Below are 14893 nucleotides of genomic sequence, written 5' to 3' on the forward strand. Positions count from 1 at the left end.
GGTGGCTTCTCGAAACACATGTGGCTTTTCGCCGGTTGAAGCCTTGAACACCCTTGTGGGAACATATATGCGGCGGGCTAATTTGGCTTGCCAGCACTGGCTGAGTAGTTAGACTCAGAGACCAGGATATTAGCAAAGGAGCTAGAGTGATTACTAAAGTTCACATCAAAGGTTACAAGAAACTTCAAGATTTCACTTTTGAGCCTCAAGAAGGTATGAACATACTTGTTGGAGCGAATGACTCAGGAAAAACTACAGTTCTTGAAGCCATGAGCTTATGCCTAAATGGCAGAATCAATACCCAAAGTGCCTATGAAGCACTTAGCCCATATTGGTTTAACCTGGAAAATGTTAAGAAGTTATTTAGTGGTTTACTAAATAATGAAACAATAAAATTAGAAAATCTCCCGACTATACGAATCGACGTTCATCTTAACGTTCCGGATGGCGCATTGCAGGAATTGCGCGGTGTGAATAATATGCTAGAAGAAGATAGTCCTGGGATTTCTTTTATTGTGGCCCCGGATATAGATTATGGGGAAGAAATCAATTCATATTTTTCCCAAAATAATATTCCTCAAATAATTCCAGTTGAGTATTATTCTATTCAAAGACTTAGTTTTTCTGGCAATTCTTTATCTAAAACACCGAAGGGTCTAGGAATCACTTCCATTGATTCTTTGTCCTACTATTCATCTCGTGGGCTGGACTATTATACTAAGCATATATTGGAGGAAAAACTAAATTATGGGGAAAGGAGCTCTCTATCTTTGGAATATAGAAAAGCTCGACATGGAATTACGAAAAGCATCTTAGAAAGTATAAACTTAAAAATCAGAGAAGATGCTAAACAAAATAATTCGAGCCGTGGGGTCATAGGAATCCAGGTGAATGAATCTAAAGCCTCTTCGTGGGATTCTGCGATAATTCCGAGCATTGATGATATGCCGTTTTCTATGGCGGGGCAGGGGTCTCAAATTGTTGCTAAGACGAGGCTTTCTTTATTGGGTTCTGATGAATTGGTGAAGTTTATTTTCTTGGAAGAACCAGAAAATCATCTATCTCATACTCGCCTACGGGAGCTACTGGATATTATAGAGAGCCTAGCTGGCAATCGCCAGGTTTTTATAACAACTCACAGTCCATTCGTATTGAATAGGCTGGGCCTTGATAGACTTGTTCTGCTATCTGATGGTTGCTCTACAAAATTTAATAAACTCAGTAAAGGTACTATTCTTTATTATAAAAAAATTTCAGGATTTGATACTCTGAGGCTTGTGTTGGCGGACAAAATCATCATAGTTGAAGGACCAAGCGATGAGATTGTGTTTAATCGAATGTTTCGGGATAAAACTGGTAAAGCGCCAGAATCTTTGGGGATTGATGTTATGTCAATCAGTGGAACCTCTTTTGCTCGATGTTTTGAGCTTGCAAGTAAAATGAATCGACAACTATATGCTCTTCGAGATAATGATGGGCTAGATCCTGAAATTTGGACTGCGAAAATAAATGATTTTCTTGAAGGTGAAAAAAGGAAGATGTATATCGGAGAGCCTAAATATGGGCATACTCTTGAAAATCAGATATATTCCTTTAATGAGAAATCATTGGATGGTTTTTCGCCAGATAATATGAAGAAGGATAAGACAATGTCGGCAATTAAGCTTGCTAGTATGGAAAAGTCTTTAACTCCTCCAAAATATATTATGAATGCGATTCATGATTTGGCTCATATGTGTTGGGTTGAAAGCGGTGAAGATTGCATTTTGTGTAAAGAAGAGAAAAATGCATAAGTTTATTCATGCATGCGCTGGGTCTGGTAAAACTCAATTTATAGCCGATACTTGCTCCAGTAGTGAGGGCGTAGGGAAAGATATTGCAGTTATTACTTTTACGGTAAGTGGGCAAGGTGAGTTGCGTGACAGGCTGCATTTAGTTTGTGAAGATCGGAAGATTCCTAAGGTGTTTGGATGGTATCAATTTTTAATCCAACATATTATTCGACCTTATATACCTCTCTTGTTCCCTGGGCAGAAAGTTAAAGGGCTGTACTATCCAAGGGACTCCCGCGAAGATCCGTACGTTGATAAAATGCGGTATTTCTCTAAAGATAGTCCCAAAAGATACTTTGTGTCAGATAGTATTCACCGAGAATTTATTGAGGAGCTTGCGGTAGGGGTGATTAAAAAAAGTCAGGGGATGGTTCAGAATAGGCTGAATAAAATATTTAATTTAATTATGATAGATGAAGCGCAGGATATAGGTAGGTATGGCTTGAAGGTTATTGAATATCTACTTGACAATGGGCTGCACCCCGGTACTTCTGCTGAATATAGTATGTATATTGTAGGGGATGCTCGTCAATCCATTTTGAGTACCAGTAGGTCGTCTAATAAAAATAAAAAATATTCTGGATATGATGTTATTAAGTGGTATAGGGAAATGGAAAATCAGCAATTGCTGGAAATTGAATCTCATAATTATACCTATCGTTGCGCGCAGGAGATTGCTTCATTTTCGGATAAGATATTTCACCCAGATTTAGGGTTTGAATCGACGGTTTCAAGATGTTTTCTTGAAGATGAGCATAAAGGTGTCTTTCTGGTTTGTAAAAAAGATTTCCAAGAATATTTAAACGTATATAATCCTATTGTCTTGCGGCATAGTAAATCTGTGCCGTGTAACCCAGAGTGGAATCCCGTAAATATAGGTGTATCAAAAGGGCGAACATATGAAAGGGTTGCAATTATGGCCACAAAATCAATAAAAAAATTTATTGAAAAGAAGGAATATCTTAGTGCTAAGTCGACATCTTCTTTCTATGTTGCTGTGACTCGTGCGAAAGTGTCTGTTGCCATTGTTGTTGATAAGGTTCCACGAAATATATGTAATGAATTAGGTATAGAGATTTGGTCTAGGCGTATGGGAATAGATGTTGTTGTTCAGGAAAGTTTGTTTGAACTATGAAAATAATTTAGTAAGAAGATTGTTAATATTAGGGTTGGTTTTTAGCTTATAAGCTAGTAAGTCCGCCTCTGTATAGAGGCGGCAGGCTGGCTCCGCGAGCTGGACGCCTAACCCCTCCCACATTTAATACCGAGAAGCCACATGCTGTTCGTACAGCATGTGGCTTCTTGCCGTATTGCTATTTTTCAGGTTCCTCGCTGACGGGCTTGTACCCGAGGGAGGTACACACAATGTTGCCGTTGGTGAAGTATTCCCCGAGTTTCTCACGGTCGGCGGGGGAGCGCAGGTCCGCCCAGCGTTCCTGCTCAAGGTAGAACGCAACCTGGGAGGTCAGGCAGACGACCCGCTCATCGTGCACCGCCACAATATGCCTGCGCAGCCACGGCATGCGCTGAGCGAGGTGCGGCGGAATCTTGGACGGCACCTTGATCTCTATCTGCCATTGCGAGGGCTCGTAGAAGGTTGGCTTGATCTGTTCGGGGTTCTTCGGGAAGACGCAGAACTCCTCAATGTCGGGGTAACTGTACTTCTTCGCGGGCAGGAAAAGCCGCCCGACGTAGAACGAATCGGGGTTGAACAGCAAGTACCGCCTCATATGAAACCACCGAGTTACTGCAGTTACGGTGGTAACAATTGCCAGGGTTATGGAAGCTCCTCCAATGGGCATTGGCTGGACACCTAGAACTGTCCAACCGACAAGCGAATAGAAGAAGACGATGAGAGCCAAAACCAGCACAAAGTGGGTTTCAACGTAGAAATCATTCTTTGCCCGAACCGGTTTAGCTTGGGGATGAGCTTCCTTGGGTGCCGCAAAAACGTTGAGACGCATCAACGCTGCGCTATAGATTTGAGGCAACCCGGCTGTAATGTCATCCGTATCGATGCTGCGGGCTTTACGCCAGGTGCGGCGACCTGAACGTGCACCCACGAACACCATGTAGAAAGGCAACAACAGAGCCGGTAGCAGAATGCCATTATGGGCAATATCTGTGTACAGACGAAAGATGGACCGTGCGACAAGGCATGCCCACACATACATGAGCACGTGGAACCAAGCCTCAATCGAGGAGACACCGAATATGCTATCTATTTCTTTGCGGGCACGGGTGAGGTTAGAGCGCAGTTTATGTTTTGGTAGCGGGTTACCCTCCAGGGAACGACGTTCGGCATACCTCATTGCATTGTTGACGGGGGAGCCGTAACGGGCGATGTAGAGCTCCTTTGCCTTTTCCGTGCTGATTGTTGCGGGGTGAGTGATAGCGGGTACTATGCATAAGCCTATGTAAACGATAAAGGCGATGAGCCATATGTAGCGCAACGGCTCTAGGGGTATCCCCAAAGCGCTTAGCTCCATGAATTGTCCTCTCCACGGGTATCGGTGATGGTGTGTGGCCTCGCGTCGGTTAAAGGTTGCTGGCTAATATCTGCACGTATTAGCCGCTAGTCCGTCTTACTGTAGGACGCTACGATGCGCGCCACTGCCTTTTCTGTCAGCTCGTTCGTCGGCTTGTAGCCCAGCGTGAGGCAGGTAGCCCGACCCTCCACAAAGTACTTCTCTAACAGTTCACGGTCTGCGGGGGAATCCACATCTGCCCAGCGTTCCTGTTCCAGCTTGAATGCAGCGTGCGCAATCAAATGGTCGATGGAGCTGTCGTAGAACCCAAAAGTCTCGTACGAATCATCCGAGAACGTGACGACACACTGCCATCCGCTCGGCATGTCCTCGCGAGGATTCGTATCCTCGCCATACCAGGGATAAACCTTGAACCGCTCAATATCGGAGTATTTGTACACCTTCGTAGGCAACAGGAGACGCCCTCTCTTTACCCGGCCCAGAGTGAACCAGTAGTATGTACGGTTCACAGACCACACACATAAAACTGCCATAACGTACGGGACCCACAAGAGAATAGAAGGCAGACCAATATCGGATGAGACATACGTGTGCATGTTAACGTTCAACAAGGAACGCAGGTATAGAACCAGGCAGAACCCGCCAACGCAAATAGCCACAGAGAAAAGGACCATATGGCCCGTCCCAAATGTAGTGATCGGCAGCCTCAACGATGTGTCCTCAATACGGGGGGACTCAACACGTCGGGGCATAACACGGCGGAAGAGTCTACTCAGCTTCTCCAAGGTGTTGATGTAGACCGCGGGCATGCCCAGGTGCGTGTCCCATGAGTTGAAACCGCGTGCTTCACGCCAGCCTTTGCGGCCCCATTCTGCTACCAAATAAACCACGATGAAGGGCAGAAGGAGAGCAGGGATAAGGTTGCCTTCATACACCATGTACCAGTACAGGACGAAAGTAGCGTAGGTGATAAAACAGGCTGCAGCATACATGAGGAGGTGTCCTAAGTCCATAGTGACGCTGGAACCCTTGATGTCCTCTAACTGAGCCTCAGCTTTACGGATTGCTTTTTCTTCCTGCTCGGAGGTGAGGTGAGTGCCAGCATCCGCGAGCTCTGTAATTGCCTCCTTCACATCCTCGACGGGGGAACCCATCACCGAGGTGTAGACTTCGCGCGCTCGCGAGGCACCAATGAGCGTCGGGTAGGCGACCTCCACCAGCAGGCAGCACGCCAGGTAGATGAAGAACGCCACCAGCCATACGTTGCGCACCTGCTCCATGGGCAGGCCCAGGGCTGCAAGGTCCATGAATTGTCCTCTCTACGGGTATCGGTGATGGTGTGTCTACGGCGCTGAGAAGCCACATGTGTTTCGAAAAGCCACGTCTTATGTGGCTTCTCGAAACACATGTGGCTTCTCGCGGTATAAGAGCGGCTAAGAGCAGTCCGCCTACTTGTACTGCGCCTTCTGGAAGGACGCGCGGCGTGCCGCTTCCTCCGCATGCTTACCGGCAGGCTTGTACCCCATGGTCGTGCAGATGACGCGGCCGTCCACAAAGTACTTCGCCAACATTTCACGGTCCGCCGGCGAATCCAGCTGCGCCCAGCGTCCCTGCTCAATATTGAACGCAATCTGCGCCACCAAACAATCAATCTGGTGATCATTCAGCGAATAGTCGTGCTTGCGTCCGCCAGGGAGCAGAATCTCCAGCTTCCACTGGCTCGCGTCCTTCGGGTTCAGCTTGATAGCGTCCGGGTTCTTCGGGTACACACGGAATGCGCGAACATCCGAGTAGGGGCGGGACTTCGCCGGAAGGAGCAGACGCCCAGCCTGGAACGAATCCGGGTTGTACAGCACGTAATCGCGGCTACGCATCAGCAATATGATGATCAGCAGAACGCCCGCCGCCAGCAAGAACCAAGACGCGTTACCAATATAAATCGCTTCCCAATCCTCGTCGATGCTCCAGCCCGCCAACGAAACCAGGAAGACCGAGGCGAGCAGGAACGCAATACCGCCGAGGATCCAGTAGGCGGTGCGGTCGTCACGGATCGGCTCTACACCCGGCACCGTGCCGCGCACACGGAACGGTGCGCTCAGCTTACCCAGCGTCGCCGAGTGGATGCGCGGCATGCCCAGCACACGGTCGTCCTTGCTGTATCCGCGAACTGCACGCCACTGACGGCGGCCAATACGCGCACCCAGGTACACCATGAGGAACGGCAGAATCAGCGCCGGTAGTACAACACCGTCGTACACGATATCCCAGTACAGGGTGAAGATAGAGACCGCCACAATCCAGCCCCACAGGTACATGACCACGTGGAACCAGCCGCTAAACACGCCGGCGCCCTCAATAGAATCCAGCTTCTTCTTCGCCTTCTTCGTGGCGCTACCCTTGCGGGATGAGCTCAGCGGCGCACCCATCGCGGTGCGTTCCGCGGTGGCGCGGCGCGCCTCATCAACGGGCGAGCCGGACACCTCAAGGTACAGTTCGGCTGCCTTCTCCTTCTTGATGGGCACCGGGTAGGCGATATCCACCAGCAGGCACAAGCCCAGGTACACCATGAAGGCGATCAGCCACACGTCGCGTAGCTGCTCCATAGGCAGTCCCAGAGCGCTCAGATCCATGAGCGGCTCACCTCCTTACGTCTCTCAAACTCCTACGCGGATGCGGCAGCAGCTGCGGCAGCCGGAAGAGCCGAGATGATACGGTCCATCGCCTCATCATTGTGGGCGGCTGAAACGAACCACGCCTCGAACGCGCTCGGCGGCAGGTACACGCCGGATTCGAGCATGGAGTGGAAGAACGCGTTGTAGCGGCTGGTTGCCGACGCCTTGATGTCGGCGTAGTTGTGCACGCCCGCCTGAGAGGTGCCAAACGCAACCGAGAAGAGGTTACCGGCGCTCTGGATGGAGTGGTCCACACCGGCGGCGTTGAACGCCTCGGTTAGAGCCTGCTGCAGCTGGGCGCTACGCGAATCCAGGTGCGCGTAGACGGCGGCGTCAGCCAGGGTCAGGGTCGTAATACCCGCTGCAACCGACAGCGGGTTACCGGAGAGGGTACCCGCCTGGTAGACCGGGCCGACCGGCGCCAGGTGCTCCATGACCTCACGCTTACCGGCCAGCGCCGCGATGGGCATACCGCCACCAATAACCTTGCCGAACGTGAAAATATCGGGAACCCAGCCGCCATCCTCGGGAGCGGCGTAACCCCAGTAACCAGCCGAAGACACACGGAAACCGGTCAGCACCTCATCAAAAATGACGAGCGCACCGTTTGCGTGAGCAATCTCGTGCAGGCCACGGTTGAAACCGGGCTCGGGGGTCACCACGCCCATGTTGCAGGGGGCCGCCTCAGTAATAATTGCGGCAATCTGACCCTCATGGTTCGCGAACGCCTCACGCACAGCGTCCAGGTCGTTATAGGGCAGAACGATGGTCTCCGCGGCGGTTGCGGCAGTCACGCCAGCAGAACCCGGCAGCGCCAGGGTAGCCACACCCGAACCAGCCTCGGAAAGCAGCGCATCCACGTGACCGTGGTAGCAGCCCGCGAACTTAATAATCTTGTCGCGACCAGTCACACCACGCGCCAGACGAATCGCAGTCATCGTCGCCTCAGTACCGGTGGACACCATACGCACCTGATCAATAGCGCCAGGAATCACCGCGTTAATACGGTTGACCACCAGCTCAGCCAGCTCAGCCTCCGGCGCGCTCGCCGCACCAAAGGACAGGCCGCGCTCAGCCGCCTGCTGAACAGCCTCAACCACCTGCGGATGCGCATGACCCAGAATCGACGGGCCCCACGAGCAGACCAAGTCAACGTACTCGTTGCCGTCCGCATCGTACAGGTACGCGCCCTTAGCCTTCGCCGCAAACGCAGGAGTGCCGCCCACAGAATTGAAGGCGCGCACCGGGGAATTCACACCACCGGGAATCACCGCGCGAGAACGCTCAAAAAGCTTCTCACTGGTTTCATGATGCAGCGGGTGAGTAGAAGAGGAAGTCATCGTATCGGTGCCTTTCAAACGAGACGGCGAACTAAAGAATTACAAGGGACGACGCACGGCAGGCGACAGAGCCCGCACGTTACTAACGTCCCGTACCCTAACCATCATAGGCGCTACAGATGAACCGCAGGTGACAAGCACCTGAACGTACCGAAAGGTGACGATAAAACACAACAAACAAGTTAGGGAACAGAGAGGATGCGCAACGCGCTAACGCAGGTGCCGGTCAGTGTCCAGACGGTTCAGCACCTGAGTGTCCTGATCGAACAGCCAGTTCTTATCAAAGAGCAGACGCACAAACGCCAGGCCCATACCCAACGCCATGAAAATCAGCAGGGACTGCACGAAACCGCTCGCCGCCGAGTACATGTCACCGCTAGCAAAATGCGACATCGAACGGTAGAACGGAACACCCGGAACCATCGTCACCACCGCCGGAACCGACAGGGAAATACGCGTGTACTTACGCTGATGCAGCGGCGCCACAATCTCAGCCAAAATACCCACACCAAACACGGCAATCGTCGCTGCCATATGCGCGGGCATGCCCGCCTCCACCATGTGAATACGGGCGGGGTTCGCCACCGCAGCAATCACGCCACCCCACACACACGCCACCGGGGAAGCGGCAAAAAGCATCGCGAAGCCAGCCGCCGCAACACCCGAGGAAAGCACCTGCAACACCAAATACAGGGTCGGGTCAAGGTTAAGAGGCGCAGGAGCCGCTAACGGCAGGTGGAAGAGTGAACCCAAAACCCACACCGCAAACGACGCACTCAGCAACAACAAACCCACATAGGTTAGACGCGAAATACCCGCCAAAAAGTCCATACGAGAAATATCGAGCATGCCCGTCACCATGGGGAAACCGGGCACCAAGAACAGTACCGACGAAATAAAACCAATCATATGGTTCGGGCTAATCCAACCCACCGCGACCAGCACATTAACAATCGCAATGTACAGGCCCGCCGCCAGGAAGCCGCACGCCATCCACGTTGCCAAATGGCTCACCCCGCGCTTGAGCAGGGTCGAACGCAAAAACTGGCCGGCACCCGCCGCGAAGAACACCACCGTGCACTCCACCAGACCGCCACGGTTCAAGAACGCGAACCCGGCACACGCCACCGCCGACGCCAGCGCCAACATCCAGCGGGTGTACAGAGGCTTCGCCGAATCAATAAGGTCAAGCTCAGCATTCGCCTCCGCCGGAGTAATCTTTTCAGGAAGCTCAGAAATGAACTTACCCAACTGATCCAGCTTATGAGCGTTAATGCCCATCGTGCGCTGCTCAGCGACCTCGGTACGGAAATTACCCTCCGTGTACGAAGAGGTCGAAATCTCGGTGAAGGTCACCTGCGCGTGATGCTCCTTCAACCCCACAGCCTTTGCCAAACGCGCCATCGACGCCTTAATACGGTATGCGCTCGCACCCGACTTCATCAGGATGCGGCCCAGGCGGAGCACCACCTGCGACTGCGCCACCAGGTGCTCATGAGCCAGACGGGTAGACCCCAGATAAATACTGCGCGTATTAGTGTCAGGGTACGGCTCGGTAGTGCGGGGCTGATCATCCATGAGAGGCCTTCCGGGTCGTGCTATTCACGTGCTATTCGTGTAGGTGCGGTTACCTTCTAGCATAGGGGAGAAGCCCCTGCTGGGATAGTGTCAGCCCGTCAGCAAAGGAGAAGTAATTGGGGCGCTACCTAGGTTTTTAGCGGCGCAGGTTTAGCGGCGCACCGGCCAGCGGCCGTCAATGACCTCAGATTCCTTACCCGGCTGCGTACGCAACCACGCCTGGAAGCTCGCCGCCTGCTCCGCCGCCCACTGAATCTGCTGCTCGTGCAGCTGGCGCGCATCCACGTTGAGAACCTCGGGGAACTGCTCGGTGAGCTTCACCAGCAGACGCTCCGCCGCCAGGGCATCATCAGCGGAGGTGTGGGCGTTCTCCAGGGAGACACCGTACTCGGCGGCAAGAACCTCAAGGGTGCGCTTGCCGCGCTTACGAGGAATCACGTGCTTATGCAGAACATACGGGTCGAGCACCACACCCGGCGGCAGCTCACCATTGGCAATATTGTGGCGCAGCATCTCGTGGTGCAGCACCGAGAAATCGTAGGCGGCATTGAACGCAATAATCGGCACACCGTCAAGGTTCAGCGCACCAATCGCGCCGGCAAGCTCCCACACGACCTCGCGGGCGGGACGGCCGTGCTCACGCGCGTACTCGGTGGTGATGCCGTGCACGGCGGCGGCACCGGCGGGGATCTCAACGCCGGGGTCGGCCAGCCACTCGCCACGGCGCACCACATTACCCTGAGGGTCCAGCAGGATCAGGGAAGCAGTCACGATGCGGGCGGTGGTGACGTCCACACCGGTGGTTTCAAGGTCAAAAGTGGCGCGCAGGCCGTTCATCCAGGTCATGCTATAAGACTAACCCAGCAGCGGTGCAGGCGCGCGCCCGGTCGTCACGCGGCTGTGGATAAGCCCTTGGCGAGGCGGCATATTAAGTCGCCGGGGCGGCGCATAAGCCGCCGACGAGCCCGAATGACCGCCGACAAGGTACAAGCGCGCTCCAGCCGATAGACTGAAACCATGACAACCCAACTTCTCACCGGCATCCCCGGAACCGGTAAAACCCACCACCTCACCGAACGCGCCCTGCGCTACCTCGCCGACGGCAACGACCCCGCCCGCCTGCTCATCCTCGCACCCACCCGCACCGCCGCGACCCGCATGCGAGACACCATCGCCGCCTCCAGCGACCGAAGCCTCTCCGTAGCACCCACCCGCGCCTGGGCAGCATACGCCTTCGACCTGCTCAAACGAGCCCAAACCCGCGGGCTACTCAGCGGGGTAGAAGGCAACCTCAAACTCCTCTCCGGCCCCGAACAAGACGTCATCATCGGCGAACTACTCGCCAACCACGCCGAAGGCATCGCACCCGGCCCCGCCTGGCCCGACGTACTTCGCGACGCCCTCGCAACCCGCGGATTCCGCCACGAAATCCGCGACTTCTTCGACCGCATGGCAGAATACGACCTCACCGCCGAAGACGTACACGCCCTCGCCACCGAACACAACCAGCCCGCCTGGCACGCCCTCGCCCAATTGCACACCGAATACCGTGCCGTGCGAGCCCTCCGCGCCAAAAACGCCTACGACCCGGCAGTACTCATCAACGACGCCTGCCGGCTACTGCTGCGCGCCCCCGAATTCCTCGCCGAAGAACGCCGCCGCTACGACCTGATCCTCATCGACGACGTGCAGGAACTCAGCCCCTCCATCTACCGGCTGCTGCGCCTCATCGCCGCAGAAGTCGCCCCCGCAGACGCCGCGCACCTGACCGAAACCCCCCCCGACCTCTTCGCTGAAGGCCCGCAGGTTGTCATGACCTACAGCGACGAAGCCGTCGTCCAGGGCTTCCGTGGCGCCCGCCCCGACCTCGTCACCACCCTGCAGGCAAGCTTCCCGAGCATGCGCACCCGCACGCTCACCACCTCGTACCGCCTGCCCGCACTCATGATGCCGCTCGTGGCGGACATTCGCCGCCGCCTGCCGCGCTACACCCGGTTCGTGCCGCTCACCGCTGAGCAGGAAGGGACGAAGAACGGCGCGCAGGAGGGCGCAAAGAACGGCGCGCCCGCAACCTTCGGACGCATCAACACCACCCCCGCCGACGAAGCCCTCACCTGGGGCGCCGCAGACGAACCGCTGCTGCACCTGGGCGCCGACGGCAAAATCCTCGACCCCGCGCACTACCGCACCGCACCCGCCGGCGTGTATAAGTATGCGCTCTCCAGCTCTCAGGACGAAGCGAACCTCATCGCCCAAATGCTGCTCGAAGAACGCATCTACGGCAACCACCCCTACCGCGAGTCCGCCATCATCGTGCGTAGCAGCGCGGACGTGGCGCGCATCCGCCGCGTGCTCTCCTCGAACGGTATTCCCTCGCGTACCTCCGCGGCGCTCGTGCCGGTGCGCGACGAACCCGCCGTACGCCCCTTCCTCGACGCGCTCAGCCTGCTCGTCTACGCCCGCAAGCGCGGCGAGAAGGCACTCAACCCCGCCGTGCACATGCCCGTTGCAGAAGGCACAGAAGGTGCAGAAGGTTCGGAGGCGGCCGAGCGCGGCGGCTACGAAACCCTCAGCGCCACCGAAGCCGAAGAGCTCATGCGCCGAAGCCTCGACGACGTCATCGCCGAAGAAAGCCGCGCCAACCCCCTCGGCGGCGCGCAGAGCGCCATCACCCTGCTCACCTCCCGACTCGGTGGCGCATCCAGCATGGACGTGCGACGACTCCGCCAGCAGCTACGATCCATCGAACTGCAAAGCGGCGGCCACCGCCCCAGCGACGACCTGCTCCTCGGCGCCCTGCTACACCCCGAAACCCTCCCCGAAGAGGGCGTGGGACGCGCCGTGCACCGCATCGCAGCCGTGCTCTCCGCCGGACGTAAAGCACTCGCGCGCCCCGAATCCACCAGCACCGAAGTGCTCTGGGCGCTCTGGGAAGCCAGCGGCCTCGAAAAAACCTGGGTCGCCCAGTCGCGCGGTGCAGGCCCCGACGCCGATGCAGCCCACCGCAACCTCGACGCCATGATCGGCCTCTTCGAAGCTGCCGACCGATTCGACGAGCAGATGCGCGGCGCCGGTGCCGAGCAGTTCCTCGACTTCATCGACGCGCAGGACCTACCCATGGACACCCTCGCCGCCCGCGGCGTACGCCAAGACGCGGTCGAGATTCTCACCCCCGCACTCGCCGCAGGTCAGTCCTGGCGCACCGTATATGTATGCGGTCTGCAGGAAGGTACCTGGCCCAACACCACCGTGCGCGGCTCCCTGCTGAGCACCGGCGACCTTGTGGATCTATGCGATGCGCGCCTCCGCCAGCGCGCCCAGCAGGCAGAACAACGGGCGGGGGAGAGCGAGCAGCCGGTGCCGCCCGCCCGCATCCGTAGCTACCCCGAACGCGTGCGCGACACCCGCCACGACGAGCTACGCATGTTCGCCGTCGCCGCCACCCGAGCCAGCACCCGCCTCGTGCTCACCGCCGTACGCAACGACGATCAGGCACCCGGCGAGTTCTTCGATTTCGTGCTGCCCACCGACGCGGTTGGCGAGTCCACGGACGTGCCCATCACCCGCGTGCGCCGCCCCGCCACCCTGCGTTCCCTCGTGGCGGAGCTTCGCCGCACCCTCGTTGAGGAATCGATGAACGCGATGCGTGCCGAAGACGCCCAGCAGGAGGACACACAGCAGAACGGCGCACCGATGCACAACGCACCGGAGGAAGAAGCGCTCACCCCGGAGGCTTCCGCGTACCGACTCGATGCCGCCTCCCGCACTCTGGCGCGCCTGGCGAACGATCAGGCGCCCGGCGCCGCACCCGACGAGTGGTGGGGTCTGCTGCCGCTTTCTAGCACGGAGCTGCTCTTTGCGCACCGCCCGGCAGACCACGCCGAGCTGGACGAAAACCACGGTGAAGGCGGCGAAGAACACGGCGAAGAACAGGCTGAAAAGCCCGGCCGCCGCACGATTACGCTTTCGCCTTCGCGCCTGGAAACCATCCACAGCTCCCCGCTGGACTGGCTGGTTTCCGCCGCCCGCGCGGAAGCCCAAACCGACCTGTCCCGCTCCCTCGGTACGCTCGTTCACGCCATCGCCGAGGAGTACCCGACCGGCACCCTCGAAGAGCTCCAAACCGCCCTCGACGAGCGCATTAGCTCCCTCGGCGTGCCCGCCCGCAAGGAGGACGAAACCGACGAAGAGTACCGCGAGCGCGTGCCCTGGGAATCCTACGCCCTCTACGAGCGCGCCAAGCGTATGATTCTGCGCCTGAGCTACTACTACCGTCAGCACATGGGTGACGCCGGCTGGCAGAACCTCGGTGTTGAAGGCTCCTTCGCGGTGCGTGTGCCCGTGCCCTTCGACCCCGCCGGTGAGGTTGGCGAGCTGGATGCGCTGCTCACCGGTCGTGTGGACCGCCTCGAGGGTACCGCCCCGGCGGAGGACGGTACCCGCCGCTACGCCATTGTTGACCTGAAAACCGGTAAGTCTAAGCCGACCGGCTCGGAGATGGAGACGCATCCGCAGCTTGCCGCCTACCAGATTGCGGTGGAGGCTGGCGCGGGCGAGCAGCTGGAGGAGCGCTACCGCGCCGAAGCCGCCGCCCTGGAGACGGGTGAACCGCTACCGGATGCCCGCCCCCAGGAGCTGGAGTACACCGGCTATACGGGACATTCCGCAGGCGCGGCGCTCGTGCAGTTGGGCGCCTCGGGCGTGAACGACGAGAGTAAGACTCGCCTGCAGGTTCAGCCGGCTCTGACGGAGCACGATTCGTGGGCGGCTGAGCTGGTGCAGCACGCCGCGGAGCTGATTGCTGGCTCGCAGGTGCAGGCTCGTCACCGTGAGGGCGGCTATGGGTGCCGTCTGCCGGAGATTTGCCCGATTTGTACGCGCGGCCGTCAGGTGACGCAGCCCTAGTAGCCGCGTACCCTACGTTTACTTTCGATATCACTCACCCCGAACCTCCCATGAGAATGATCCATGAGGAAGAGGAA

Annotated in this window: 9 protein-coding genes; 3 read left to right on the forward strand and 6 right to left on the reverse strand. The window is 56.7% G+C overall.

Features of this window, described 5'->3' with window-relative positions:
• Positions 1-146: 146 nt before the first annotated feature.
• Together HMPREF2999_RS09275 and HMPREF2999_RS03775 are read left to right on the forward strand one after the other, a co-directional pair.
• Positions 147-1793, forward strand: coding sequence for an ATP-dependent nuclease (locus HMPREF2999_RS09275; RefSeq protein WP_070675740.1), 1647 nt, complete (start codon positions 147-149; stop codon positions 1791-1793).
• Positions 1786-2967 carry an AAA family ATPase gene (locus tag HMPREF2999_RS03775; protein ID WP_070675737.1) on the forward strand — a complete coding sequence of 394 codons (1182 nt, stop codon included), beginning with the start codon at positions 1786-1788 and terminating at the stop codon, positions 2965-2967. Before HMPREF2999_RS09275 ends, HMPREF2999_RS03775 begins: the two co-directional genes overlap by 8 nt.
• A 178-nt stretch (positions 2968-3145) precedes the next feature.
• Here HMPREF2999_RS03775 and HMPREF2999_RS03780 read toward each other — a convergent pair whose 3' ends face one another.
• From HMPREF2999_RS03780 to HMPREF2999_RS03805, 6 genes are all read right to left on the reverse strand, one after another.
• Positions 3146-4321: a transcriptional regulator gene (locus HMPREF2999_RS03780; RefSeq protein WP_070675735.1), complete on the reverse strand. Its 1176-nt coding sequence runs from the start codon at positions 4319-4321 to the stop codon at positions 3146-3148.
• A gap of 86 nt (positions 4322-4407) precedes the next feature.
• The gene (locus HMPREF2999_RS03785) at positions 4408-5628 is read right to left on the reverse strand and encodes a carboxylate transporter (protein ID WP_070675733.1); all 1221 of its coding nucleotides are present in this window, start codon (positions 5626-5628) and stop codon (positions 4408-4410) included.
• Between the two features lie 141 nt (positions 5629-5769).
• Positions 5770-6951, reverse strand: coding sequence for a sugar dehydrogenase (locus HMPREF2999_RS03790; RefSeq protein WP_070675731.1), 1182 nt, complete (start codon positions 6949-6951; stop codon positions 5770-5772).
• Positions 6952-6983: 32 nt separating this feature from the next.
• Positions 6984-8333 carry a glutamate-1-semialdehyde 2,1-aminomutase gene (hemL, locus tag HMPREF2999_RS03795; RefSeq protein WP_070675729.1) on the reverse strand — a complete coding sequence of 450 codons (1350 nt, stop codon included), beginning with the start codon at positions 8331-8333 and terminating at the stop codon, positions 6984-6986.
• Positions 8334-8543: 210 nt separating this feature from the next.
• On the reverse strand, positions 8544-9911 hold the full coding sequence (locus HMPREF2999_RS03800) for a threonine/serine exporter family protein (protein ID WP_070675727.1): 1368 nt from the start codon (positions 9909-9911) through the stop codon (positions 8544-8546).
• A 150-nt stretch (positions 9912-10061) separates the two neighbouring features.
• Complete coding sequence (locus tag HMPREF2999_RS03805) at positions 10062-10757, reverse strand: 3'-5' exonuclease (protein ID WP_012903182.1); 696 nt, start codon at positions 10755-10757, stop codon at positions 10062-10064.
• A 171-nt stretch (positions 10758-10928) separates the two neighbouring features.
• On the opposite strand from HMPREF2999_RS03805, the gene HMPREF2999_RS03810 reads away from it, so the two are divergent.
• The gene (locus tag HMPREF2999_RS03810) at positions 10929-14816 is read left to right on the forward strand and encodes a UrvD/REP family ATP-dependent DNA helicase (RefSeq protein WP_070675725.1); all 3888 of its coding nucleotides are present in this window, start codon (positions 10929-10931) and stop codon (positions 14814-14816) included.
• The last annotated feature ends 77 nt before the right edge of the window (positions 14817-14893 follow it).

It is taken from the genome of Rothia sp. HMSC066H02 (assembly GCF_001814995.1).
In the GTDB taxonomy this organism is placed as follows: Bacteria; Actinomycetota; Actinomycetes; order Actinomycetales; family Micrococcaceae; genus Rothia; species Rothia mucilaginosa.